The sequence below is a fragment of the Pseudomonas sp. O39 genome, from assembly GCF_045447295.1.
GTDB classification, from domain to species: domain Bacteria; phylum Pseudomonadota; class Gammaproteobacteria; order Pseudomonadales; family Pseudomonadaceae; genus Aquipseudomonas; species Aquipseudomonas antarctica_A.
Genome location: NZ_JBJGXV010000006.1, coordinates 16,811 through 42,242, shown reverse-complemented (window position 1 = coordinate 42,242; position 25,432 = coordinate 16,811). Strand labels below are relative to the sequence as shown.

Here is a 25,432-nt window from a genome sequence, read left to right as displayed (position 1 = left end):
CTCCAGGACGGGGCCTGAGCCTCAGTGTGTGGTCGCCAGCTCAGGGGCTGGTTTGGGCCGGTGGAAAAACCGTTCAAGGTACAAGTATATGACCGGTGTGGTGAACAGGGTCAGCGCCTGGCTCACCAGCAAGCCGCCAACCACTGCGATACCCAGTGGCTGACGCAGTTCCGCACCAGGCCCGGAACCCAGCATCAACGGCACCGCGCCGAGCAAGGCGGCGAGGGTGGTCATGATGATCGGTCGGAACCGGGTGACGCACGCTTCGTAAATCGCCTCCTCAGGCGCCAGCCCGCGTACGCGCTGGGCTTCCAGGGCAAAGTCGATCATCAGGATGCCGTTTTTCTTCACAATCCCGATCAGCAACACCAGGCCGATCAAGGCCATGATCGAAAAGTCCTGGCCCAGCAGCCACAGCATGATCAGTGCACCCAGGCCCGCCGAGGGCAAGGTGGAGATGATCGTCAACGGGTGCACGAAGCTCTCATACAGCACACCCAGAATAATGTAGACCGCCACCAGCGCGGCGAGGATCAGCCACGGCTGGCTGGCCAGCGAACTCTGGAACGCCTGGGCCGCACCCTGGAACGTGCCGATCATGGTGGCCGGCATGCCGATTTCATTCTTGGCCTGGTTGAGCATGATCACCGCATCACCCAACGCCACGCCGGGGGCGAGGTTGAAGGACAGGTTGGCGGCGGGGAACATGCCGTCATGGCTGATGGACAACGGCCCCACGGTCGGCGGGTCGACCTTGGCCAGCGCCGACAGCGGCACCATCTCGTTGGTCAGGGGTGAACGCAGGTAGAAGTAGTTCAGGCTTTCCGCCTTGCCGCGTTGCTGGCTGTCCAGTTCGAGCACCACTTGATACTGGTTGATCTCGGTCTGGAACTCGTTGATCTGACGCTGGCCGAACGCGTCATAGAGCGCCTGGTCGACATCGGTAGCGGTCAGGCCAAAGCGCGCAGCGGCCTGGCGGTCGATGCTGATGTGGGTAATGCTGCCGCCCAGTTGCAGGTCGTTGGACAGGTCGCGGAAGGCCGGGTTGGCGCGCAGTTTTTCGGTCAGGCGTTGGGTCCAGGTGTTCAGCGTCGGGCCGTCGTTGCTCTTGAGCACATACTGATACTGGGCGCGGCTGGGGCCGGAGCTGAGGTTGATGTCCTGGCCGGCGCGCAGGTACAGCACGATACCCGGCACCTTCGCCAGTTTTGGGCGGATGCGGTCGATGAACTGGCTGGCGGATACATCGCGATCACCGCGGTCTTTCAAGGCGATCCAGAAGCGGCCGTTGGCGATGGTCTGGTTGCTGCCGGTGACGCCCACCGAGTGGGAAAAGGCTTCCACCGCCGGGTCGGCCTTGATGATTTCGGCCAGGGCCTTGTGCTTGGCGACCATGTCCGGGTACGACACGTCGGCCGCCGCTTCGCTGGTGCCGAGTACAAAGCCGGTGTCCTGTACCGGGAAGAAACCCTTGGGGATAAACACGTAGCCGACCACGGCCAAGGCCAGGGTCACCATGAAAATGGCCGCCATCGTGCGTTGATGGGCCAATGCACGGCGCAGGTTACGCGCGTAGCCGGCGAGCAGACGTTCGCTGAAGCCGGGTTTGTCGTGGGCGTGATGCGTCGGCGCGCGCATGAACAACGCGGCCAGGGTAGGCGCCAGTGTCAGCGAGACCACCACCGAAATCAGGATGGTCGACGTGGCCGTCAGCGCAAACTCCTTGAACAGCCTTCCGACCACGCCGCCCATGAACAGCAGCGGAATAAACGCCGCCACCAGCGAGAAGCTGATGGACACCACGGTAAAGCCAATCTCGCCGGAACCCTTGATCGCGGCTTCGCGCTTGTCGAGCCCTGCTTCCAGGTGGCGGTGAATGTTCTCCACCACCACGATGGCATCGTCGACCACAAAGCCCACGGCGATCACGATCGCCACCAGCGTCAGGTTGTTCAGGCTGAAGCCCATCAGGTACATCAAGGCGAAACTGGCGATCAGCGACACACCCAGCACGCTGGACACAATCATCGTCGCGGATAACTGGCGCAGGAACAGTGCCATCACGGCCACCACCAGCAAGATGGCGATCAGCAAGGTGACCTCCACTTCATGCAGGGAAGCGCGGATGGTCTTGGTGCGGTCGGTCAACACGCTGACCTGCACCGACGCCGGCAACATGCCCTCCAGGCGCGGCAGCTCGGCTTGAATGCGGTCCACGGTCTCGACAATGTTGGCGCCGGGCTGGCGCGAAATGACCAGGTTGACCCCCGGTGTATCGCCGGACCAGGCCTGAACGTAGGCGTTTTCCGAACCATTGATCACTTTGGCGACATCACGCAGTTGAACCGGCGCGCCATTTTTGTAGGAAACGATTAACTGGCCGTATTCCTCCGGCTGAAACAATTGGTCGTTGGTCGACAGGGTCGACACACTGTTCTCGCCGTAAATCGCGCCTTTGGCCAGGTTCAAACTGGACTGTTGAATAGCCAGGCGCACGTCGGCGAGGGTCAGGCCGATCGCCGCAAGTTTATCCGGCGAGGCTTGTACACGAATCGCCGGGCGCTGCTGGCCGGTGATGTTGATCTGGCCGACGCCGTCGATCTGGCTGATCTGACGGGCCAACAGGGTTTCTACATAGTCGCTCAGTTCGGTGCTGGGCATGTTGTCGGAGCTGACGCTGAGGATCAGCACCGGGCTGTCCGCCGGGTTGACCTTCTTCCAGGTCGGCAGGCTCGGCATATCGCTGGGCAGTTTGCCGGACGCGGTGTTGATCGCCGCCTGCACTTCCTGGGCAGCGGTGTCGATGCTCTTGTTCAGGGTGAATTGCAGGGTCAGGAGGCTTGAGCCCAAGGCACTGCTGGAGGTCATTTGGGTCATGCCGGGGATGGCGCTGAATTGCACCTCCAGCGGCGTAGCAACCGACGACGCCATGGTGTCCGGGCTGGCGCCGGGCAGGGTTGCGGTCACCTGGATGGTCGGAAATTCCGCTTCCGGCAGTGGGGCGATGGCCAGTCGCGGGAAGGCAATCAGCCCCAGCAGCACCAAAGCAAAGGTCAGCAGCAGGGTGGCAACCGGGTGGTCAACGCACCAGGCGGACGGCGAACGGCTGCCACTCATGGCTGCACCTTGGCGTCGACGGTACGGATGACTTGAGGCGGTTCTTTGAGCACTTCCACCTGGGCGCCGGCCTTAAGGCGCGACTGGCCGTCGCTGACCAGCACATCGCCGGCCTGCACGCCCTTGATGATGTTCACATCGCTGTTCTGATAGGTGATCTGCACCGGCACAACCTCCACCTTGTCACCGTTGATGCGGTACACGAAATGCGAGTCCAGGCCGCGTTGCACCACGGTCGGCGGTACCACCAGGGCATTTTTGTCGAGGGCGATCTGGATCTTGATGGTCACCAGTTGCCCCGGCCACAGGCGCTGCGAGGCGTTCTGGAATTCAGCCTTGGCGCGCAAGGTGCCGGTGGTGGAACTGATCTGGTTGTCGATCAGGCTCAAGTGGCCTTCGCCGAGCAGGTCGCCGGTCTGGCCGTCGGTGTCGGCCCCCATGTAGGCATCGACGCTGGCTTGGGTCGGCGCCGCGATCAAGCCTTGCAGGGTTGGTAGCATTTGTTGCGGTAAGGAAAATTCGACGGCAATCGGGTCGATTTGCGTCACGGAGAACAGGCCCTGGGTGTCACTCATGCGCAGGAAGTTGCCCTCATCTACCGTGCGAATACCGACGCGGCCAGTGACCGGCGAGCGAATCTGGGTGTAGGAGAGTTGTACTTGGGCCGAATCAATCGCGGCCTGATTACCTTGCGCCGTGGCCTTGAGCTGGTTGACCAAGGCTTGTTGCTGGTCATAGGTCTGCTTCGAGACGCCGTCGTCGATGCTCAGTTCTTTGTAGCGTTTGAGGTTGACCAACGCCACTTGCAGCTGCGCCTGGCTTTCCCCCAGTTGAGCCTTGGCCTGGTCGAGGCTGGCGCGGATCGAGCGGTCATCGATCGTCGCCAGCAAGTCACCGGCCTTGACCAACTGGCCCTCTTTGACCAGCAGCTTGGTGAGGATGCCGTCGATTTGCGGGCGGATCACCACGCTGTGTAACGACAGCACCGAGCCGATCCCGCTGACAAACCGGGGGATGTCCTGTTGCGTGACACTCACCACCCGTACCGGAATAGCGGTCGACGCCGCCAGTTTGCTCTTGGCCGGTCGGTTGAATGCCCAAGCTGTAATTGCCACGACCACGAGGGCACCCACGATCAAGGCGGTTTTTCGTTGAATGTGCATGGGGTGGGGCGCCGGGGCAAAGGGGTGGGAGAGTGAAGGTCATTTATAGCCTGCCGACCCGGTCAGCACGGTGACTGCTAACTGACAGGGCTGTCAGTAAACTCCGACCATTCGTACCAGCGGTGGTTAAAGATCCCAGGCGCGCAGGTATACTGCGCGCCAGCGTGGCCCGCAAGTTGGCCCTGCCTCATTTTTTTGCACGCCCCGGAGCTTTCATGACTTCCCCGACACAACCCCCTGTTGAAGCGGCCGACCTCGTCGATCCGGCCAGCGCTGAAAGCGTTGAGAAAGCCGAGATCCCGGCGTTCAAGTTTCCGTTCAAGCCGGGTGAACTGGCCGGGGCCAAGAATGCCGCCCAGCCTTGGTATAAAAATGGCGCCAAAAACGGCCACACCAAATCGCCAGGCATGGCCCCGCCGGGCACTCGTCGCTCCATGGGTAAACGCTAAGAATAAGTCAGCGAGCGCTATAGCGGCGTTTGCCTACAGGTTCTGCTTATATTTCTGATTGTAGGTCCGCGACCGTTTCTTGAAAGTTTGCACAGCCGCTGCACCGCCCCATTAATTGAACGGAGCTGGGTGCAGTGAGGCTGGTCTTTCAGGAAAAGGACGTTTCCCGTGGCACTGATACAGCGCTTTGCACTGCTTGCCCTGTTGTTCTCGATTGATGCCGTTGCGGTTATTGAACCGCCTCGGCGCGAAATCCGCTTCGCTGTTGCCGCGCAATTCCCGCCTTTCCAAAGCCGCAACCTGCAAGGCCAACTGGTCGGCCTGAATATCGACCTGGGTAACGCCCTGTGCCAGCAACTGAAGGTGCGCTGCACCTGGGTCGACCAGGTGCTTGTCGAAAACATCCCCGCGCTTGATGCCCGGCAATTCGATGCGATCATGGGGATGGCTCCCACGTCTGAGCGGCGGCGATGGGTGGGCTTCACCAATAACCTTTATCCCTTCACTACGCGTTTGGTCGCCCGCAGGTCCTCAGGCCTGATGCCGACCATCAGTTCGCTCAAGGGCAAGCGAGTGGGTGTATTGCTGGGCAGCAACCGCGAAGCTTTTACCCGCTCGAAGTGGGCGCCCGAGGGCGTGATCATCGAGAGTTTCTGGCTCAATGACGAACTGGTCCGCAGCCTGGTGGCCGGCGATATCGATGCGACCCTGCAGGGCACCGTGGAAATTCGGGGTGCGCTGCTCGACACCGACGCCGGCCAGGATTTCAACTTCCTGGGCCCTGCCATTTCGGCCGAACTGTTGGGTGACGGCGTGGCAATCGCGGTGCGCAAGCCCGATACGGCGTTGCGCAATCAACTCAACCGGGCCCTTGAAGAGCTGATGCAAAACGGCCAATACCAACGGATCCTCGCGCCCTACCACTTGGAAGCGCCGTGACGGTTCATTAATTGCGCGCGCTGGCGCAGGACAGGTTCATAGCCAGCCTCTGACGCCTTGCAACCTGTGTGCTCAAGCCGTGCGCAAGGAAATAAACGCGTAGTTGGCCGGCACCTCGGTAGCAATCTGTGCGCCGGCATCCAGCAACTGCTCGGCGATGTCCAGGCCGGACACATGAAACACCCACTCACTGGCCACGGATGGCTGGTCAACCGCCAGCTCGATGGCCTGGGCAAAGGCGTGCATGTCGGGAAGGTACGCGGTAAACCCATCGCCCTTTAGCGCGGTGGTGCGAATGCCCAGCAGCGCACACACAGCCTCTTTGGTGTGTACGTCGTCACGGTCTGCCTGCCGGGAGCGGCGTATCAGTTCTGCCAGCTGCTGGTCCACCAACTCGCCTCCCACGATCAGCGCCGGGCCCTGTTCCCAGGATTCCGGCGGGCAGTCCTTGGCGGCAGGGTTCAGCGGGATGTGCGGGTTGATTTCCATCGGGTAGATACGGCACACCAACGGGCGGCGCTCATAAATGCCGCAGCGGTTGTCTTCGTCAAGATTCCGGCAGCGCCCGGCGTTGTAGGCGGCAAACGTGATGGCCACGAACGCCTCGGTATTGCCACTGGGCACCACCACCGAACGGCGCTCGGCGTGTTCGCGTTGTAGCACGGGCAAGCCCAGGCCATTGCCGAGAAAACCCTCTACCAGAACAATAACGTTACCGCCGTCAGCCGCCCAACTCCGGGCCTCTTCGAGGGTCAGGGGCACATGATGGTCGGTGCAGCATTTGCCGCAACCCACGCAGGAAAAATGAGTGTTCATGGAGGATCTGTCACCAGGCAAGGTCAGAGGGCACTCTTGAACAGTGGCGGGATTTTGCCTCTATTCACTGTTCAGGCTCTGTGGAAGCAAGTTATGCGCCAGTGCCTGTCAGTCTGCGGGGACCAGGTCGCGCAGCACAAAGACCATGCCTGCACTTTCATACAGTTGCCGGGCGCGCAGGTTGCTCTCGCGTACTTTGAGGTCTACGTAGGGTTCGCCGCGCTGCTTGAACACCTGAAAGGTGTGCAGCAGCAACGCGCGACCCAGCCCCTGGCCTTGGGCGCAGGGGTGTATGGAGAGGTTCTTGATAAACGCGCTGGTCCAGCATTGAGCCACGCCGAGAATACCGTCACGGTGACTGGCCACCAGGCACAGCGTCGGGTCGAACTCGGCATCGGTGACGAACTGCTGCCGCCAGTGTTCCAGGCTGGCGACACGACCACCGCCTTGATCCTGGGTCATGCGCAACACCGCATGAATCGCCGGGGCCAGCTCGTCGCGGTAATGCTCCAGCCGGGTCTCCGCTGGCCACTGCGGCGCAGGCAGGCTGGCGGTAAGGTCGCGGCGCAGCAGTTGGAAGTATTCCGCCACCGGTTACAGGCCCTTTTGCGCCACAGCCTTGGCAGCGATAACCAGGCACTTGGTCAGCTCGGGCGACGAAAACTTGGTCAGCACCGCGTCGGCGCCGGCCAGGCGGGCTTTTTCACTGTTCATCGCGCTGTCCAGGGAGGTGTGCAGCAACACGTACAACTCCTGGAAATCCGGGGTTTCGCGCAGGGTGCGGGTGAGGGCGTACCCGTCCATTTCGGACATTTCGATGTCCGACACCACCACGTTGATCTGCTCGACCGTGCCTTGTAGCTCCAGCAGTACGTCGATGGCTTCCTTGGCGCTGCGTGCGGTATGGCACGTCAGGCCGAGGTTGCGCAGGGTGTGCACCGATTGCTGCAGGGCGACCTGGCTGTCGTCCACCACCAGAATCCGCGCGTTGCCGAGCACTTCGGCCTCTTCCATGGTCAAGTCGGTCGGCGCCACTTCAATCGGCGCCGGGGCGATGGCGTGGATGACCTTTTCGATATCCAACACCTGCACCAGCCCGCCTTCGACCTGGGTCACCCCAGTGATAAACGAGCGATTACCGCCGGAACCATAGGGCGGCGGGCGGATGTCGGTGGTCAGGCAGTGCACGATCTTGCTCACCGCCTGTACGTGCAGGCCCTGCTTGGAGCGGCTGACGTCGGTCACAATCAGGCAGCCGCCGTTCGGGTCTTGCAGGGGCATTTCGCCGAGGGCGCGGCTCAGGTCGATCACTGAGAGCGAGGCACCGCGCAGCGTGGCGATGCCTTTGACGTGGGGGTGTGACTCCGGCAGCTTGGTCAGCGGCGGGCACGGGATGATTTCACTGACTTTAAGCAGGTTAATGGCCATCAACTTGCCGCTGCGCAAGGTAAAGAGCAGAAGCGAGAGTGAATCTGCGCGGGCTTTGGTGGTGGACATAAAAACCTTCTGAGGATCAGGAATGACGATCTATAGAGGGTTATCGACTTGGGCACGCCAGGCTTTAACCGGATTTATGGAATGCAGCTTGTTGAGATGAACAGGCGTGTGTGGGAACTGGCTTGCCTGCGATAGCGTCACCTCGGTATCACTGATACACCGACGCGCCTGCATCGCGGGCAAGCCCGGCTCCCACATGGGGCCGCTCCTGCATTGGTCAGGTGTCAGCCCTTCCACACCTGCGGGTTCACCAGATCCTGCGGACGCTGGCCGAGCAGGGCGCTGCGCAGGTTGTCCAGGGCGCGGTTGGCCATGGCCTCACGGGTTTCATTCGTGGCCGAGCCGATGTGCGGCAGGGTCACGGCATTGCTCAGCTGGAACAGCGGCGATTCAGCCAGCGGCTCCTGTTCATACACATCCAGCCCGGCGCCACGGATTTTCTGGGTTTGCAGCGCTTCGATCAGCGCCGGCTCATCCACCACCGGGCCACGGGAAATATTGATCAGGATCGCGCTGGGCTTCATCAGCCCCAACTCGCGGGTGCTGATCAGGTGGCGGGTCTTTTCGCTTAACGGCACCACCAGGCAAACGAAGTCCGACTCGGCCAGCAACTGGTCCAGGCTGCGAAATTGCGCCCCCAGCTGCTGTTCCAGCTCGGTCTTGCGGCTGTTCCCGCTGTACAGAATCGGCATATTGAAACCCAGGCGTCCACGTCGGGCGACAGCCGCGCCGATATTGCCCATGCCGACGATACCGAGGGTCTTGCCATGCACGTCGCAGCCGAACAGCGGAGCGCCGACGCTGGCTTTCCACTGGCCGGCCTTGGTCCAGGCGTCCAGCTCGGCCACACGGCGTGCGCTGCTCATCAGCAAGGCGAAGGCCAGGTCGGCGGTGCTTTCGGTGAGTACGTCGGGGGTATTGGTGAGCATGATCCCGCGCTCGTTGAAGTACGGCACGTCGTAATTGTCGTAGCCCACCGAGACGCTGGAGACCACTTCCAGTTTGCTGGCGCCCTCAAGCTGCGCGCGCCCGAGTTTGCGGCCCACGCCGATCAAACCGTGGGCGTGGGGCAGGGCTTCATTGAATTGAGCATTGATGTCCCCGCGCTTGGGGTCGGGCGCGATCACCTCGAAGTCCTGTTGCAGGCGTTCGATCATGTGCGGGGTGACGCGGCTGAAGGCGAGGACAGTCTTTTTCATTGCAGGCGGGCTCATCGACTACGGAAGAATACCAAGCACGCTAACATTCCTGTCGACGATTGTCAGGACGACCCTTTAACAGGGGAGCTGGCTTTACCCCACCACTCGGGGCCTCGCTTAGGCTTGAATCCGTGGTTAACGGGGCCTGTCAGATCAAAAGCAAGAGCACGGCGGCCTGGTAGCCGACCTGAGTGGTTGAAGCAAAAGCAGGGCAGAAGCACAGCGGCACACTCTCTGTCTGATGTATCGAGATCCAAATGTGGGAGCGGGCTTGCTCGCGAATGCGATGGGTCAGCCAGCTTATCTGTAACTGATACACCGCCTTCGCGAGCAAGCCCGCTCCCACATTTGAGTTATATCGACGAGCAGAAATCAGTTCGCCAGCCGAGCGCCGCTCAAGCTGCCACTCAATTCATACGCCACCAACTCCGCCTGATGCGCCGCCAGAATCTCCGGCAACGAACCGCGCAGGTATTCGACCCAGGTCTTGATCTTCGCATCCAGGTACTGGCGTGACGGGTAGATGGCGTACAGGTTCAGCTCTTGCGAGCGATAGGTGGGCATCACGCGCACCAGTGTGCCGTTGCGCAGGCCTTCAATGGCCGCATACACCGGCAACAGGCCAACGCCCATGCCGCTGGTGATCGCGGTTTTCATCGCATCGGCCGAGTTGACCAGAAACGGCGAGGTGTTGATCGCCACGCTTTCCTGGCCTTCGGGGCCATTGAAGGTCCATTTATCCAGCTGGATAACCGGGCTTACCAGGCGCAGGCAGGCGTGGTTGAGCAAATCCTGCGGCCGTTGCGCGCAGCCTTTGGCCTTGACGTAGTCCGGCGAGGCGCACGCGATGCTGTAGGTGATGCCCAGGCGCTGGGACACGAAGCCCGAATCCGGCAGCTCGCTGGCCAGCACGATGGACACGTCGTAGCCCTCGTCGAGCAGGTCCGGCACGCGGTTGGCCAGGGTCAGGTCGAAGGTCACGTCGGGGTGGGTGCGGCGGTAGCGGGCAATCGCGTCAATCACGAAATGCTGGCCGATACCGGTCATGGTGTGCACTTTCAACTGCCCGGCAGGGCGCGCGTGGGCGTCGCTGGCTTCGGCCTCGGCCTCCTCGACATAGGCGAGGATCTGTTCGCAGCGCAGCAAGTAACGTTTACCGGCTTCGGTCAGTGCAATGCGACGGGTGGTGCGGTTGAGCAAGCGGGTTTGCAGATGGGCCTCAAGGTTGGAGACCGCGCGCGAGACGTTGGCGGTGGTGGTGTCCAGTTGCACGGCGGCGGCGGTGAAGCTGCCGGCTTCGGCCACGCAACTGAAAGCGCGCATGTTTTGCAAAGTGTCCATGGAGTGTTCTCAGGGGAGATAACAAATTGTGACAGAAAGTTACGCCGTCCAGTGATCCCTACCAACGGATTATCGCCTGAACGGTAACAAAGATTCACAGGAATGCCAGCTTATCGTCCTCCATCGCGCCCCCTAGAATTGCGCCACCTTCCCCGCAACACCACCTCAGGAATACGCTTGCCGTGCCGCGTCGCATCAACAGAGAGCTGAAGGCTCTCAGTGTCTGGGCCTTATCGTTAGCAATCAGCGGCTGCATCGGAACCGGAGGAATCGCCCCTCAAGGCCAGGCCCTCAACGCCAGTAACCTGGTCACCGACGAAGCGATCCAGAGCGCCGCCCGGGACGCCCACTGGCCCACCACCCACTGGTGGCAAGCCTACGGCGATCCGCAATTGAACCGCTGGGTGGAACTTGCCACGCAAAACAGCCCGAGCATGGCCATGGCCGCCGCGCGGGTGCGTGAAGCGCGGGCCATGGCCGGGATTGCCGAGTCGGCCGAGTCGTTGCAGATCAACAGTGACACTACCCTCAAGCGCCACAATTGGCCGAAGGATCAGTTTTACGGTCCGGGCGAATTGAGCGGCGCCAACACCTGGGACAACAATTCGTCCCTGGGCCTGAGTTACGCCCTCGACCTGTGGGGCCGCGAAAGTAACAGCACCGAACGCGCCGTCGACCTGGCCCATATGAGCGCTGCCGAAGCGCGCCAGGCCCAGCTCGAATTGCAAAACAACGTGGTGCGCGCCTATATCCAGCTGTCGTTGCACTATGCCAACCGCGACATCGTTGCCGCCACGTTGGCCCAGCAACAGCAAATTCTCGACCTGGCCAACAAACGCCTGAGTGCCGGGATCGGCACCCATTTCGATGTCAGCCAGGCTGAAACGCCGCTGCCGGAAACCCATCGCCAACTCGACGCCTTGGATGAAGAAATCGCCCTGAGCCGTAACCAGTTGGCGGCGTTGGCGGGCAAAGGTCCGGGTGAAGGCGCGCAACTGCAACGGCCGAGCCTGGCCCTCGCCGCGCCGCTGAAATTGCCATCGAGCTTGCCGGCGCAATTGCTTGGTCAGCGCCCGGACGTGGTCGCCAGCCGTTGGCAAGTCGCCGCCCAGGCCCGAGGCATTGATGTGGCCCATGCCGGTTTCTACCCCAATGTCGACCTGGTCGGTAGCCTGGGTTTCGTCGCTACCGGCGGCACCATGCTGGGCTTTCTCAGCGGTCAGAAATTCAACTACAACGTCGGCCCGGCGATCACCTTGCCGATCTTCGACGGCGGCCGTTTGCGCGCGCAGTTGGGCGAGGCCAGCGCCGGTTATGACATCGCCGTGGCCAAGTACAACCAGACTCTGGTCAATGCGCTCAAGGGCATCAGCGACCAGTTGATCCGCCGCGAATCCATGGACAAGCAGTCGGCCTTTGCCGCGCAGTCGGTGGCCTCGGCACAGAAAACCTACGACATCGCGATGATCGCCTATCAGCGCGGCCTTACCGACTACCTCAATGTGCTGAACGCCCAGACCCTGCTGTTCCGCCAGCAACAGGTGGAGCAACAGGTGCAGGCCGCGCGCCTGAGTGCCCATGCCGAACTGGTGACCGCCCTGGGTGGCGGGCTCGGCGCCGGTAACGATATGCCACAAGATGCCAAGAGTCTCCCCGGCAAAACCCCGGCGGCGCTTGCCGTGTTTGATCACTGAGTAGGCGTTCATGACTTCCTTGCCTGCACCGCTGCGCTGGTTGCACTCCCTTGAGTGGCGCCGTGGTTTTTTCGACTGGGCACGCAGTGATGGCGTGACCTGGGTCTATATCTTCAAGGTGCTGATCGCTGCGTTCCTCACGCTGTGGTTGGCCATGCGCCTGGAGCTGCCGCAACCGCGTACCGCGATGATCACCGTGTTTATCGTGATGCAACCGCAGAGCGGCCAGGTGTTCGCCAAGAGCTTTTACCGCTTCCTCGGCACCCTGGCGGGTTCGGCGGTGATGGTCTTTTTGATTGCCTTGTTTGCGCAGAACACCGAATTGTTCCTCGGCGCATTGGCGATCTGGGTCGGCATTTGCACCGCTGGCGCAACGCGTAACCGCAACTTCCGCGCCTATGGTTTTGTGCTGGCTGGCTACACGGCGGCGATGGTGGGTTTGCCGGCCCTCGCGCACCCGGACGGCGCGTTCATGGCGGCGGTGTGGCGGGTGCTGGAAATTTCCCTGGGGATTCTCTGTTCCACGCTGGTCAGCGCCGCGATCCTGCCGCAGACCAGCAGCGCAGCCATGCGCAACGCCCTGTATCAGCGCTTTGGCGTGTTCGCGCTGTTCGTCACCGACGGCCTGCGTGGGCGCAGCCAGCGCGAAGGTTTTGAGGCCAGCAACGTGCGCTTTATCGCCGAAGCCGTGGGCCTGGAAGGCTTGCGCAGCGTCACCGTGTTTGAAGACCCGCATATGCGTCGGCGCAACGGTCGGCTCAGCCGCCTCAACAGCGAGTTCATGAGCATTACTACGCGTTTCAATGCGCTGCACCAGCTGTTGGAACGGCTGCGCACGGTTGAAGCCGATCATGTGGTCGCGGCGATCAAGCCCGGCCTGCAGGACCTTGCCGAAGTGCTCGACGGCTTCTCCGGCCGTGCCCTCACCAGCCCCGACGCCGCGCGCCTGGTCAACCAACTGAGCGCCTACAAGGACGGCCTGCCCGCCAAAGTGCGCAGCCTGCGTGCCACCTTCCAGGAAGGCAACCCGAGCGAAGCCGAGCAACTGGATTTTCATACGGCCTACGAGCTGCTGTACCGCTTCGTCGACGACCTGCACAACTACGCGCAGACCCACGCCTCCTTGGCTGATCACAGCCATGCACGCGAGCAGTGGGATGAAACCTTTATCCCCAAAACCAACTGGCTGGCCTGCGCCGCTTCGGGGATTCGCGCGTCGTTCATCCTGATCGTGCTCGGCAGCTACTGGGTGGCCACCGCCTGGCCGAGTGGCGCGACCATGACCCTGATCGCCGCCGCCACCGTTGGCCTGTCCGCCGCCACGCCCAACCCCAAACGCATGGCGTTCCAGATGGCCTGCGGCACCTTGATCGGCGCATTGGTGGGCTTCGTCGAAATGTTCTTCGTGTTCCCCTGGATCGACGGCTTCCCGCTGCTGTGCGTGATGCTTGCGCCGGTGATCATCTTCGGCGCCTTCCTCGCCTCACGGCCAAAATATGCGGGCGTCGGTGTGGGCCTGCTGATTTTCTTCAGCACCGGCTCGGTGCCGGACAACCTCACGGTCTACAACCCCTACACCTTTATCAACGACTACATCGCCATGGTCATCGGCATGCTGGTGTGCGCGGCGGCGGGGGCGATCATCCTGCCGCCCAACAGCCGTTGGCTGTGGCGCCGCCTCGAGCAGGACCTGCGCGAGCAAGTGGTGTATGCGATCAGTGGTAAGCTCAAGGGCCTGGCGTCGAGTTTCGAAAGCCGCACCCGCGACCTGCTGCACCAGGCTTACGGCCTAGCCGTCGGCCAGCCGCAAGTGCAGCGCGACCTGCTGCGCTGGATGTTCGTGGTGCTGGAAGTCGGCCACGCGATCATCGAACTGCGCAAGGAGCAGGCGATTTTGCCGGTGCACCCGGCCTATGCCGAATCCCAGCCATGGCGCCAGGCAATCCGCGTGATGGGTCGCTCGCTGGTGCGGCTGTTCCTGCAGCCCAGCGCGAGCAACCTGGAGCGCGGGCTAGTTGCCGTCGACCATGCGATCAGCCGCGTGCAGGCCACCGACGAACCTTTCGCCCCGCACTTCGACACCTCGGCCCTGCGCCGGGTGAAAAGCTACCTGCACTTTATTCGCACCTCGTTGTTTGACCCGCAATCGCCGCTGGCTGCCCTCAAAGGATCTCCACATGCCGCGTGAAATAGCCTTTCACGGCCTCTACATGCCGACCATGACCCTGATGTTCTTGATCGCGGCCGCGCTTGCCTGGGCCCTGGATCGCTTCCTGGCCGGGTTCGACCTGTACCGTTTTTTCTGGCACCCGGCGTTGCTGCGCCTGAGCCTGTTCGTTTGCCTGTTCGGCGCGCTGGCGCTGACCGTCTACCGTTGAGAATGCCCCGATGAAAAAGTTTTTCAGCCTGCTTGCGACCTTGCTGGTACTGGCTTTGGCGATCTGGATTGGCCGCACATTGTGGGCGCACTACATGGAAACGCCGTGGACCCGCGATGGCCGCGTGCGCGCCGACATCATCAACGTCGCCGCCGACGTTACCGGGGAAGTGGTCGACGTGCCGGTGCGGGACAACCAGTTGGTGAAAAAGGGCGACCTGCTGATGCAGATCGACCCCGAGCACTACCGCATCGCGGTCAAGCAAGCCCAGTCCCTGGTAGCGTCCCGTAAAGCCACCTGGGAAATGCGCAAGGTCAACGCCCACCGCCGCGCCGACCTCGACGCGTTGGTGATCTCCAGGGAAAACCGCGACGACGCCAGCAACATTGCTGACTCCGCCCTGGCCGACTATCAACACGCGCTGGCGCAGCTGGAAGCCGCTGAACTTAACTTGAAGCGAACGCAAGTCGTGGCGGCGGTGGACGGCTACGTCACTAACCTCAACGTGCACCGTGGCGACTACGCGCGCATCGGTGAAGCGAAGATGGCTGTGGTCGATATGAACTCGTTCTGGGTGTATGGCTTCTTCGAAGAAACCAAGCTGCCCCACGTCAAAATCGGCGACAAGGCCGATATGCAACTGATGAGCGGCGAGACGCTCAAGGGCCATGTGGAAAGCATCTCGCGCGGCATCTACGACCGCGACAACCCCGAGAGCCGCGAGCTGGTGGCGGATGTGAACCCGACCTTCAACTGGGTGCGCCTGGCCCAGCGGGTGCCGGTGCGGATTCACATTGATGAAGTGCCGGACGGCGTGTTGCTGGCGGCGGGTATCACCTGCACCGTTATCGTTGACCCAGCACAACACTGAAAGGTGGCGCTGGCTTGTGTGGGAGCGGGCTTGCTCGCGAATGCGGTGTGTCAGTTAACGCAAGTACTGACTGATCCACCGCATTCGCGAGCAAGCCCGCTCCCACACTTGATCGTGTTAAGCCTTGATGAAGGTTTCATGCAGGTGGCGCCACAGCAGCGCGCCGCTGGCCTGCTTTTCGAACACCACGGTGGCGCGGCGATCGGTCTGGGTGCCGCTGTCGTCAACCTGATGTTCGCGATAGGTCACGATGGCACCGCGCGCATGCCGGTCAATCCCGACCATTTCACTCAAGGTGATTTTCAGCCCCGGGCGCATGCCGCCCAGGCGCGTGAACAAGGCATTCAATCCGGCTGCATTTACCCTCGCGCCGGTGGCGGGGGCAACCATGCTGAATTCAGGCGAGAAGCGCGCCAGCAAACTTTGCAACGTGCCTTCTGGCGCAACCCCGGCAAACCACTGTTCGATCTCGACGTGGGTCTGGGTCACTTCCTCAAAAAAATCGCGGTAATCAATCATGGCTGTGGCTCGCTGGCAGGGTGAAGCAGTGTGCGGACTCTGGACGCATCCAGGCGCAACACTGCCAAGAGGGGCAGCAGTGTCAGGGCTGCCGCTATCGTGAAGGTTATGGCGAAGGAATCCAAGGCCGACAACAGCGCACTGAGTGCGGCGGCGCCGAGGCAGAAACTCACTTGCCGATTGATATTCCACAGGGCGCTGGCGTGGCCCATGTGTGTATCGGGAATGTCGAGAAACGCCAGCGTCTGCGCGGTGCTGCTGCACAGGCTGCCACCCAGGCCCATCAAGGCGTAGGCCGCAATAATCACGGCGGGCTCGGGTTTGGTCAGCAGGAGGATTCCGATGCATTGCAACACCATGCCCGCCAGCAGCAACGGTTTCGGGCCGCAGCGGTTGAACAGCTTTTTGCTGAGGAAAATCGCCAGCGCCGAGGCCAGCGCCCACGGCAACATCAGTGCGCCGGTGTGTGTCGCGTCATAGCCCAGGCCGCGCAGGTAGAGGATGGCGATCAGGCTGGTGCCGATGAATACGCCGGGGATGAACAGATAGATCAGCATCGCCACCCGCAACAGCGGGCTGCGGATTTGTTTGAAAATGCTGCCCAGCTCCAGGCCCGGTCGAACGGTTGTCGGGCTATCAGGTTTTATCCACAGCAACGCCAGCAGCAGGGTCATCAGTGCCAGTGGCAGGTTGGCGTAAAAGATCCAGCGCCAGGCCATGGTGTCGACAATCAACCCACCCAACGCCGGTGACAGCGCCGGAACCAGCAGGGCGACCGACATCACGCGTGCCGTCAGTTGGCTGCGTTCTGCCGGTGGAAAGTGCCGATAAGCCATGGCCTGGCCCACGGGAATCAGCAAGCCGCCGCCCAGCCCTTGCAACGCACGCCAGCCAATCAGTGTTTCGATGGAACCGGCCTGGCCGACCATTACCGACGCGCCGGCAAACACCAGCAGGCTCACGGCGATCAGTGTTCGCTCGCCCAGGATCGCCGCCAGCCAGACGCTCAAGGGAATAATCACGGTCAGCCCGAGCATGTACGCGTTGCTGATCCACGCCAATTGCGTGACCGAGGCGTGCAGTTCGCGGGCGATATCCGGGTAGGCGACTGTGGCGACAAACATGTTCACCAGGTCCAGTGCGAAGCCCAGTAAAAAGATCCAGGCGACTTTCGAGCGGTAGGTCATGAACGCGATCCTGCGAGTGAAGCGGGCAGGGTAGGCGCGATGCAGGGTTTGGGATACGCCGGTTTGCCTGTTAGTTTGTCAAAAATATTTTGACAAAGGAGGGCGTGGCCGATGGTCAGCCTGGACCGTTTCGACACCTTCAAGGCCGTGGTCGAGGCCGGCTCGCTGACCGCGGCGGCGGACCTGTTGGGCCAGACCCGTGCCGTGGTCAGCTTCAACCTCAAGCGCCTGGAAGCAGAATTGGGCGTCACCCTGCTGACCCGCAACACCCGGCAACTGGCGCTGACCGATGCCGGCGAACGCTTCTACCTGCGTTGCACACGCATGCTTGAAGAAGCGCGTCTGGCGGTGGAAGAGGCGCGCTCCGAACATGCCCAGCTCAAAGGCACGTTGCGCATCACCACCACTGTGGAATATGCGCTGGCGGTAGTCGCCCCGGCGGTGGAAGCCTTTCGCCGCGCGCACCCGGACCTGAACATTCACTTATCCACATCCTCCACCCATGCCGATTTGATCTCGGAACGCTTTGACGTGGCGATTCGGCTAGGCCGCCTGCTGGACTCCACCCATCGCGCGGTGCAGCTGTCGACGTTCGAGGTATTCGCGGTGGCCGCCCCCGAGTTTTCCGGCGTTCAGACGTTGGATGAGTTGGAACGCGTGCCCAGGTTGGGCCATGGCCGTTTGACGGAACTGAGCGTGACCGACCCGGCAGGTGCCGCGCATCAATACCGCGCCGGTCAAACGGCGCTGGTGGCCGACAGTGCTGCCGTCCTCCAGGCGTTCGCCGTGCGTGGCCACGGCGTGGCAGTGCTGCCGCAATGGCTGGTGCAGGAGGATCTGGAGGCGGGGCGGCTGGTGCGGTTATTGGCCGACCATCGCTTCGCCCCACAAGGGGTTTATGCGATGTACCCGGATACCCGGCATTTGCCGCTGAAGGTGCGGGCGTTTATTGATTTTATGAAAGGTTAGAGTGAACCCGTCAGGCCGAAGCGCTTTTTCAACACCGCCTCCAGCAACGCCTTGGGCAATAAGGCCGCCATCAACGGCAACGCCCGGCTGCCATTGCCCGCGCGCAACAACCGTGGCGGTTTTGACTGTTGCACCGCTTTCAGCACTTGAGCAGCAAAGTGCTCGGCTGAGGTCGGGTTGTCTTGCGAGGCCTGGGTGCGCGCACGAATACCGTCGCGCAACGGCCACCACGGCGACTTTTCGTTGATCAACAGTTCGGCCTGGGCGCCTGCATTTTTCGCAAAGCTCGTGTCGATAGCCCCCGGCTGTACTTCCATGACCCTTACACCAAATGGTGCCAGTTCCATGCGCAATGCATCGCTCAGGGCATGCACCGCGGCTTTCGACGCGCAGTAAGCCCCGGCAAACGGTGTAACCAGCACCCCGGAAACGCTGCCGATATTGACCACCAGGCCTTTACCGCGACGCAGCGCGGGGAACAGCGCCTGGGTCACGCCAACGATGGAAAACACGTTGGTCTCGAACTGGCGCTGCATTGCTGCGGTGCCGCCGTCGAGCAGCGGGCCCATGGCGCCGTAGCCGGCGTTGTTAATCAACACATCCAGCTCGCCCCACTGTTCGGCGAGGTGCTGCAAGGCGGCGTTGTCGTTGACGTCCAGTTGCACCGTGTTGAAGCCGGCTGCAGCGAGGGCGGCGACGTCTGCCTCGCGGCGGGCACTGGCCCAGACCTCAAAGCCTGCAGATTTGAACGCGTCGGCCAGGGCGCGGCCGATGCCGCTGGAGCAACCGGTGATGAGTACGTTGGGCATGGATCAGTCCTTTGTCAGTCCGAGAAGCTGCCTTGCAGGTGCTCGGCGCGAAATTCCAGGGTTTGCGGGCGGTAGCCTGGGCGCAATGGAGGTGTGGGCAGGCAATCGTCCCAGGTAGCGCCGGCCTGCAGTTCGCCGGGGCCGCGATAACGTGGTGCCGCATAGACGTTGTCGGCCAGGTTGACGGTATCGCCCGGTGCATAAGCGGCGAGCCGCCAGCGCAGCTCGGTGAGGGGCACGTCGTTGCCGTTGTTCAGCACCAGTTTCAAGGGGCGGTCGGCCGGGCATTCCTGTGGTGCATAGCTGATGCGCAATTCCAGGCGCGACAGTTGCGAGGCTTCGCGGTTGTCCAGCCACACCACCCAAATGGCCACAAAGCCCAGGCCGACGGCAGCGGCCAGCGACACCGGCAACGCCTTGGCGGGGTAGCGCAGCAGCAGGATCAGCCAGGTGATGATCAGTAGAACGCCGAAGAACATGATGATGACCTCGCGAAGGGATAGACCATCGTACCTGTGGCTGGGCTGGGTTGACTATCTGCGGACACAGACAGGGTATGTGCGCTGCATTGAACACATGATCAAACAAGTTTTTTTAGCGGTTTTTGTACGAATCGACACTCAGGAAGTACCGAAGCCTGTCGGAACAGAGCGCTTCAACAGGTCCTATTTCCAGTCCTTTTATGTGAGAAAGAGTCGATGATTAACCTCCCCCTCAGTCCAGGCAATCTGCAACCGCTTTTGGCTATAACGCCACCCTCTTCATTGCCGGTTGAACCACCTGCGGCGGCGGTGGGCTATGAAACGTCACAAGCGCCTTCGGCTCCCCAAACGCCCACGTTGCCTCGGTTGCGCAGAGCCCCATTGGAAAACCCTCCGGCCCGCGACACCTCTAAGCCTTCGGCGCTGACGCTCAGTCAGCGCCAAGAATTGGCAGGGAACATTCATAACAATTATTGCCTGACGGTGGCGTTGGAAGATATTCAAGCGGCCATCGCCGAGGATCCGAGTCTGGATGTTGCAGCGTTGCTCGAAGCGAAGACGTTTTCCGCTCATTACGTTTCAACCTTTGGGCGCGCCTATAAAATCGCGCCGGGCGAGGATGTGCCGCTGGCGTGGTTCCTGCGGGAAAATCAATTGCTGGTCCCCAAGGACCTCGGGCAACTGGCCAACCTCATCGCCGTGTGCAAGGAGCCGCTGCCCGAGCCGGTTGAGCACGGCAATTACTGGGGGCTGTTATCCCAGCCCGCCACATTGGACAGTGGCCAGCGCACCCGGCTAAGCGAAATGGCGACCGCTGAAATGGCCAAGTTGTCGCCTGGCAAAGGTATCTTCGCTGCTTTTTATGAGACGCATGGGGCTTCGCTTCAAGGCATGAGCGCCGCGCAGATGCTTGAAAGCATGCTGGGCAGTGCTCAGATCAGACACTTGGGCCAAGCGCTGGAAACGGCCTTCAACAGTGACGCGTCACTGACCAGCAGAGATGCAAATTGGGCGTTGGCGGCAATGGTGCTGGCGCTGGATCCACAGGCCGGCAGCAAGCGTGGCGTCGTGGCCGGGTATGACCTTTACCAGCCAGCCAATCGGGACGTCCATCCTTCGGTGGTGGTCTCGCGCCTGGAGAAACATCTGGTGGACCAGGGCAAGGTACCTGCCGCGCTGGCATCGGCCGCCGCGCGCTTGTTGCTTGCAGGCGCTGACCCTGCCTTCATTGCCGAAGATATGCCCAGCAACCTGGTGGTCAAGTCGGCGGCTTTTGCCAAGCTGTCGGCGGTTGTGCAGGCGCAAGAGTTTTGGGCGCCTGGCATCGCGACATACACCGATTTTCAAACGTTCATGGGGCTGGCCAACCACAGTCCAGTCTCGGAGGCCGAGGTGGTTGTCGAGGCCAAGGCTCAGTCCAATGCGTTGATTCAGTGGGGCGTTGCCCAGGACAAAATTGCAGGAAAGGACGATGAAGCCTATACGTCGGAAGACGTGGCCGGGTTACGCGACGCTTTCAATGAGGAGCTCTCCTCACTGAAAAAAGCCCAGGAGCAGATAAGCGCTGCCATGCCTGTCCGCAAGAACATCGCACTTGAAAACCTGAAGGCTGCCTACGGCGCCGATCACCCATTTGATGTGCGTAATATCAGTATTGCCAACATCGATGCCAGCGAAAGCCAGCACCACTCGTTACTGGATATCTACATGTCTGGAAAGATGGACCGTATCCCAAGAGGGGAGCGGTACGATTTTCAATTAGGTAACCGTTTCCCCCGGGTCAAGCCGCTTCCTGATGTTAACCAGACATTCGACAGCCAGTTCGATAGCTACTTCAACAACTTGAAGGAGGGCGTGACAACCACCTCCAGACACCAATTATTGCAGCTGTCTGCGCAAGACAAACACACCATTGCGTCGGGTAAGGTCGAGTTTTTTTCTCTACGCAAAGCCGGTGTTGCGCAGGCTGAGGGGGCGCAGACCCCGGAGCAGGCACAAGCGGCCAAGGCGCGTTACGGATTGTTGATGCGGGTGCTGACCAAAATCGACAAAAACGGCAGTGACCGGGACGATAAAAACCTGCGCCATGTGTACTACGAAGTGTTCCCCTTGCAAGGCGTCATCCGCCGTCGCGACGACCTGCCCCGGTATCTGCCTAACCCGCCTCCACGAGTGGCCAACGCTCAAACCTACGCCACGACTCAGGCTAAAGGGGTCAGTGTTCCGGTCGATTATGAGGCCTATGAAAACGGCACCCCGTCACAGGCCGGCAAGGTTTCGACGGGCCTGCTGACTCAGCAGCTCAACGCACCTTATTTGCCTGAGCCCAGGCAAGGGCAGGACGCCAGTTCCACGGTTTCCGTGAATGCTCGGTTCAACACGATCGCCAAGGTGATCGCCGACCACCTGTTACATGATCGCGATGCCATAAAGGCAGGCGCCAAAGACGTGACCGAGGTGGAAAAGGAAGAGGTCGGCATCCAGGCCGGGCATGATTTTGTGACCGGACTGATTCCGTTCAAAAATGCCATCGAAAACGCAGTCAAGGGCAATACCGGCGCGGCCATCAAGGACTTTGCGCTGGATATCTTTGGCTTCATCCTTCCATTCGGCAAAGGGCTGGGGCAGGCGAGCAAAGCGTTGGGCAAGTTGGGTGAAAAGCTCGGAACACGGGCGTTCAAGGTGTCCAATGGTGTTTTGCGCTCAGTTGCCAGTGGCCTGAACCCCACCGATGGTCTGGGAGACCTGGCAGTGGGACTGGCAAGGGGCGGGAAGACAGTGTTGAAAAGTAGTTACAGGGAGCTGAAGCAACTATTGCAGGAGCAGTCTGTCAGTGTTGGCGTCTCTGGGAAGGTATCGAACGCGGTATCCGACATCGCCGGCACCGGTCGCCAGCTGCCCGACTACAGTGCTCACTCACTGCCTGATAGCCTGCTTGAGGGCCGTAATATAAAAGGGGATGGCACTTACCAAGTCGGTGATCAGCACTATGTTCGTTTCACCGATGGCACGGCCACCAGCCGAGTATTTGAAATCAGCCGGAACTATAAAGTTGCGGGCGGCCAGGTTCGGGTTATTGATCCTGTCACCCAGAAAACGGTGATGTTCCTGCAGCCAACGGGCACCGGCGAATGGCGACTGAACAGCATGCTGGGAGGCGTCAAGCCCGAAACACTGCAACGCATGAGTGGGATCAGGCCTCAGCCGCAAAAACGTCCTGCCGGGCAAGGCAGCTCTGGTTCATCTGCAGGCGTGGGGGTATCCGGCAGTCAGCCGGCCTTTAAACGACCCAAGGTGCCTGAAGCTTTCCCGGGTGAAAAGGCGCTGATGGATCCGCCCGTCACAGGCGAGAACCGTTTCTACCATTACACCGGGGCAAAGTCTCATGCCGCAATCAACAGCGATTGGCATCTGCAGTCCTCGGTGCTTAACGTGGATGGCAAGCCGTTACCGGGTGGGCGAGCCAGGCATTACTTCACGGATCTGGCGCCTGATGATGCGGCAACCAAAGAGATCTCCACGACTATTTTTGGGCGCCGTCGACATGGCAACCAATTGGACAAGATGACGCATTACTACGAGGTCAATACCTCGGGGCTGACGGTCATGAAAACCGATAACCCGCATATTTTTTATGTGGAGACGAAATTTGCCCTGCCCTTGAAGTACAGAGTCGAGGGTGAGCAGGTGAGTCGAATCATTACCCACGGTCAAACGCCATTCACCGCGTAGCCTCTACGGCCCCTCCCGCATTTAACCGCGTACCGCGTTTGAGATACGGCCAACCGCGGGAGGGGGCTTGCTCACGATGACTTGCTTACTGCGCAGAAGAATCCGCCTGCAAGCCTTCGATGGAAGCCTCAACCAATGCCAAGCCAGTTTCGGCCAATTGCAGGCTGGCCCAATTCAGGTAGCTCTGGTGTTCTGTGCATAAGTCTTGAGCCGCCAGGGTGAGCACGCGCGCGGTGCCCAAAACATAACTGGCATGTTCCAGTGCATGTTCGATGGGAATGCCGGGTTGTACGCAAAACAGCGGTTCTTCACTGCGCTCGCTAGGGCCGAACGGGGTGGGGCGGGTGGTTTGTTTGGACATGGTAAAACTCCTATGAAAATCGGAGTTGCCACGCTTCGCCGTCAAACGAATGGGTGGCAACTGTGCGCAGGTTGACGGACCGGTCATAGGAACCCGGCGCGCTCGAAAGCGCCCCACGCACAGTCGCCATAACGCTGTGCTTGGTCCTATGAGTTTCCGAGGCCGTCAAACCTCATCACGAATGAGTCGTGACAGGCGCGAGGATAGGCAGGATGGGGGCAAGGGTCAATGATGGCGGTTGTGCTTTCGGGCGCCATCGCAGGCAAGCCAGCTCCCACAGTTGACCGGGTACATCCGTTGGAATGCATTCCCCTGTGGGAGCTGGCTTGCCTGCGATGAGGCCTTTACAGGCACCACAACGCCCAAACAAAAAGCCCCCACCCGGCCCACTGCGGATAGGGGACGCAATGGGCTGGACGAGGGCTTCTTCTACGACCGTTTTACTGCGCGATAGTTTTCACCGACACACCACGTTCAATCGGCGTGGAGCGCCCGTAGATATCTTCAAACCGCTCGATATCGTCTTCGCCCAAATAGCTGCCCGATTGCACTTCGATGATCTCCAACGGGATCTTGCCCGGGTTGCGCAGGCGGTGCACCGAAGCGATGGGGATGTAGGTGGACTGGTTTTCGCAGAGCAGGAACACGTTCTCGTCACAGGTGACTTCGGCCGTGCCGCTGACCACGATCCAGTGTTCGGCGCGGTGGTGGTGCATTTGCAGCGACAGGCACGCCCCCGGCTTGACCGAGATGTGCTTGACCTGGAAACGCCCGCCCATGTCCACCGAGTCGTAGGAGCCCCATGGGCGATAGACTTCGCAGTGGTTCTGGGTTTCGCTGCGGCCCTGTTCGTTGAGGGTCGAGACCATCTGCTTGACGCCCTGGACCTTGTCCTTGTGGGCAATCATCATCGCGTCCTTGGTTTCCACCACCACGATATTGTCCAGGCCGATCACCGACACCAGCTTGCCATTGCCGTGGATCATGCAGTTGCGGCTGTCCTGGATGACCACGTCGCCTTTGCTGACGTTGCCGTTGACGTCTTTGTCGTTGACCGCCCACAACGAGGCCCAGCAACCTACGTCGCTCCAGCCGGCACTCAGCGGCACCACGCAGGCGCGCTGGGTTTTTTCCATCACGGCGTAGTCGATGGAATTGTCCGGGCAGCAGGCGAAGGTGGCTTCGTCAAACGTCACGGTGTCGGCATCCTGCTCGCTGCGTTCCAGGGTGAGTACGCAGGTGTCGTAGATGTCCGGATCGTGTTTTTTCAGCTCTTCGAGGAAGCGGCTGGCGCGGAACAGAAACATGCCGCTGTTCCAGAAGTAGCCGCCGCTTTTGACGAACTCGATCGCGCGTTTTTCGTCGGGTTTCTCCACGAACTGTTGCACGCGGCTCACGCCTTCGGGCAGCAGCGAGTCATTGGTGGACTTGATGTAGCCATAACCGGTTTCCGGACGGGTCGCCGGCACGCCGAACAGCACCATCTCGCCACGCTCGGCGGCCACGGTAGCCAGGGCCAGCGCACGTTGCAGGGCTTTCTGGTCGTCGATCACGTGGTCGGCCGGCAGCACCAGCATCAGTTCGTCGCGGCCTTCGTTGACCAGCATCATCGCGGTCAGGGCCACGGCCGGCGCGGTGTTGCGCCCGAACGGTTCCATCAGGATGCGTTGGCATTCGAGCTTACGCGTGCTCAGTTGCTCGTTGACGATAAAGCGGTGGTCCTTGTTGCAGACCACGATTGGGGCGTCCATGCCTTCAAACACCAGGCGCTCCAGGGTTTGCTGGAACAGCGTGTGCTCGCCGGTCAGGGCCAGGAATTGCTTAGGGAACTGTTTGCGGGAAAGCGGCCAAAGACGTGAGCCGCTACCACCGGAAAGGATTACTGGGATCATGGATGTTTCTCCTTGAA

General features: G+C 61.1%; 21 protein-coding genes. 8 read left to right on the top strand and 13 right to left on the bottom strand.

Going from position 1 to position 25,432, the window contains the following annotated elements:
* Positions 1 to 21: 21 nt before the first annotated feature.
* Both ACI77D_RS10865 and ACI77D_RS10860 read right to left on the bottom strand, forming a co-directional pair.
* On the bottom strand, positions 22 to 3,117 hold the full coding sequence (locus ACI77D_RS10865; protein WP_064450772.1) for a multidrug efflux RND transporter permease subunit: 3,096 nt from the start codon (positions 3,115 to 3,117) through the stop codon (positions 22 to 24).
* Complete coding sequence (locus tag ACI77D_RS10860) at positions 3,114 to 4,280, bottom strand: efflux RND transporter periplasmic adaptor subunit (RefSeq protein ID WP_407016564.1); 1,167 nt, start codon at positions 4,278 to 4,280, stop codon at positions 3,114 to 3,116. Before ACI77D_RS10860 ends, ACI77D_RS10865 begins: the two co-directional genes overlap by 4 nt.
* Before the next feature lie 215 nt (positions 4,281 to 4,495).
* Here ACI77D_RS10860 and ACI77D_RS10855 point away from each other — a divergent pair, with 215 nt between their 5' ends.
* Positions 4,496 to 4,729 carry a hypothetical protein gene (locus ACI77D_RS10855; RefSeq protein ID WP_053254483.1) on the top strand — a complete coding sequence of 78 codons (234 nt, stop codon included), beginning with the start codon at positions 4,496 to 4,498 and terminating at the stop codon, positions 4,727 to 4,729.
* Between the two features lie 174 nt (positions 4,730 to 4,903).
* Positions 4,904 to 5,668 carry a transporter substrate-binding domain-containing protein gene (locus tag ACI77D_RS10850; protein WP_407016637.1) on the top strand — a complete coding sequence of 255 codons (765 nt, stop codon included), beginning with the start codon at positions 4,904 to 4,906 and terminating at the stop codon, positions 5,666 to 5,668.
* Between the two features lie 72 nt (positions 5,669 to 5,740).
* Here the strand turns inward: ACI77D_RS10850 and ACI77D_RS10845 are convergent, their stop codons facing one another.
* The 5 genes from ACI77D_RS10845 to ACI77D_RS10825 all read right to left on the bottom strand — a co-directional run bounded on the left by ACI77D_RS10845 (position 5,741) and on the right by ACI77D_RS10825 (position 10,521).
* Positions 5,741 to 6,484, bottom strand: a complete 744-nt coding sequence (locus ACI77D_RS10845; RefSeq protein WP_064450775.1) for a YkgJ family cysteine cluster protein — start codon at positions 6,482 to 6,484, stop codon at positions 5,741 to 5,743.
* A gap of 108 nt (positions 6,485 to 6,592) precedes the next feature.
* Complete coding sequence (locus tag ACI77D_RS10840; protein WP_064450776.1) at positions 6,593 to 7,075, bottom strand: GNAT family N-acetyltransferase; 483 nt, start codon at positions 7,073 to 7,075, stop codon at positions 6,593 to 6,595.
* Positions 7,076 to 7,078: 3 nt separating this feature from the next.
* Positions 7,079 to 7,981: a chemotaxis protein CheV gene (locus ACI77D_RS10835; RefSeq protein ID WP_064450777.1), complete on the bottom strand. Its 903-nt coding sequence runs from the start codon at positions 7,979 to 7,981 to the stop codon at positions 7,079 to 7,081.
* Between the two features lie 224 nt (positions 7,982 to 8,205).
* Entirely contained in the window at positions 8,206 to 9,180 is a 975-nt protein-coding gene (locus ACI77D_RS10830) for a D-glycerate dehydrogenase (protein WP_064450778.1), read from the bottom strand.
* A 372-nt stretch (positions 9,181 to 9,552) separates the two neighbouring features.
* Positions 9,553 to 10,521 (bottom strand): LysR family transcriptional regulator, encoded by a 969-nt coding sequence (locus tag ACI77D_RS10825; RefSeq protein WP_053254489.1) that lies wholly within the window; start codon positions 10,519 to 10,521, stop codon positions 9,553 to 9,555.
* Between the two features lie 182 nt (positions 10,522 to 10,703).
* Here ACI77D_RS10825 and ACI77D_RS10820 point away from each other — a divergent pair, with 182 nt between their 5' ends.
* The 4 genes from ACI77D_RS10820 to ACI77D_RS10805 are packed head-to-tail and all read left to right on the top strand — an operon-like array spanning position 10,704 to position 15,464.
* Positions 10,704 to 12,215 carry an efflux transporter outer membrane subunit gene (locus ACI77D_RS10820; protein WP_407016563.1) on the top strand — a complete coding sequence of 504 codons (1,512 nt, stop codon included), beginning with the start codon at positions 10,704 to 10,706 and terminating at the stop codon, positions 12,213 to 12,215.
* 10 nt (positions 12,216 to 12,225) lie between these two features.
* Positions 12,226 to 14,403: an FUSC family protein gene (locus ACI77D_RS10815; protein WP_407016562.1), complete on the top strand. Its 2,178-nt coding sequence runs from the start codon at positions 12,226 to 12,228 to the stop codon at positions 14,401 to 14,403.
* On the top strand, positions 14,393 to 14,593 hold the full coding sequence (locus ACI77D_RS10810; RefSeq protein ID WP_053254492.1) for a DUF1656 domain-containing protein: 201 nt from the start codon (positions 14,393 to 14,395) through the stop codon (positions 14,591 to 14,593). Before ACI77D_RS10815 ends, ACI77D_RS10810 begins: the two co-directional genes overlap by 11 nt.
* A 10-nt stretch (positions 14,594 to 14,603) precedes the next feature.
* Positions 14,604 to 15,464 (top strand): efflux RND transporter periplasmic adaptor subunit, encoded by an 861-nt coding sequence (locus ACI77D_RS10805; RefSeq protein WP_407016561.1) that lies wholly within the window; start codon positions 14,604 to 14,606, stop codon positions 15,462 to 15,464.
* Between the two features lie 117 nt (positions 15,465 to 15,581).
* On the opposite strand, the gene ACI77D_RS10800 is transcribed toward ACI77D_RS10805, so the two are convergent.
* Together ACI77D_RS10800 and ACI77D_RS10795 are read right to left on the bottom strand one after the other, a co-directional pair.
* Positions 15,582 to 15,983 (bottom strand): hypothetical protein, encoded by a 402-nt coding sequence (locus ACI77D_RS10800; protein ID WP_064450783.1) that lies wholly within the window; start codon positions 15,981 to 15,983, stop codon positions 15,582 to 15,584.
* A complete protein-coding gene (locus ACI77D_RS10795; RefSeq protein ID WP_064450784.1) occupies positions 15,980 to 17,170 on the bottom strand; it encodes an MFS transporter in 1,191 nt (396 codons plus the stop codon). The genes ACI77D_RS10800 and ACI77D_RS10795 overlap by 4 nt, the downstream gene beginning before the upstream one ends.
* Positions 17,171 to 17,281: 111 nt before the next feature.
* Here ACI77D_RS10795 and ACI77D_RS10790 point away from each other — a divergent pair, with 111 nt between their 5' ends.
* Entirely contained in the window at positions 17,282 to 18,139 is an 858-nt protein-coding gene (locus tag ACI77D_RS10790) for a LysR family transcriptional regulator (RefSeq protein ID WP_221293984.1), read from the top strand.
* Here ACI77D_RS10790 and ACI77D_RS10785 read toward each other — a convergent pair.
* Complete coding sequence (locus ACI77D_RS10785; protein ID WP_064450786.1) at positions 18,136 to 18,948, bottom strand: SDR family oxidoreductase; 813 nt, start codon at positions 18,946 to 18,948, stop codon at positions 18,136 to 18,138. The two genes, ACI77D_RS10790 and ACI77D_RS10785, sit on opposite strands and share 4 nt — an antisense overlap.
* Before the next feature lie 14 nt (positions 18,949 to 18,962).
* Positions 18,963 to 19,427, bottom strand: a complete 465-nt coding sequence (locus ACI77D_RS10780) for a hypothetical protein (protein WP_064450787.1) — start codon at positions 19,425 to 19,427, stop codon at positions 18,963 to 18,965.
* Between the two features lie 219 nt (positions 19,428 to 19,646).
* On the opposite strand from ACI77D_RS10780, the gene ACI77D_RS10775 reads away from it, so the two are divergent.
* The gene (locus tag ACI77D_RS10775; protein ID WP_407016560.1) at positions 19,647 to 23,162 is read left to right on the top strand and encodes a hypothetical protein; all 3,516 of its coding nucleotides are present in this window, start codon (positions 19,647 to 19,649) and stop codon (positions 23,160 to 23,162) included.
* A gap of 85 nt (positions 23,163 to 23,247) precedes the next feature.
* Here the strand turns inward: ACI77D_RS10775 and ACI77D_RS10770 are convergent, their stop codons facing one another.
* Complete coding sequence (locus ACI77D_RS10770; protein WP_064450788.1) at positions 23,248 to 23,523, bottom strand: DUF3077 domain-containing protein; 276 nt, start codon at positions 23,521 to 23,523, stop codon at positions 23,248 to 23,250.
* Positions 23,524 to 23,963: 440 nt separating this feature from the next.
* On the bottom strand, positions 23,964 to 25,415 hold the full coding sequence (locus tag ACI77D_RS10765) for a mannose-1-phosphate guanylyltransferase/mannose-6-phosphate isomerase (RefSeq protein ID WP_407016559.1): 1,452 nt from the start codon (positions 25,413 to 25,415) through the stop codon (positions 23,964 to 23,966).
* Positions 25,416 to 25,432 lie beyond the last annotated feature (17 nt).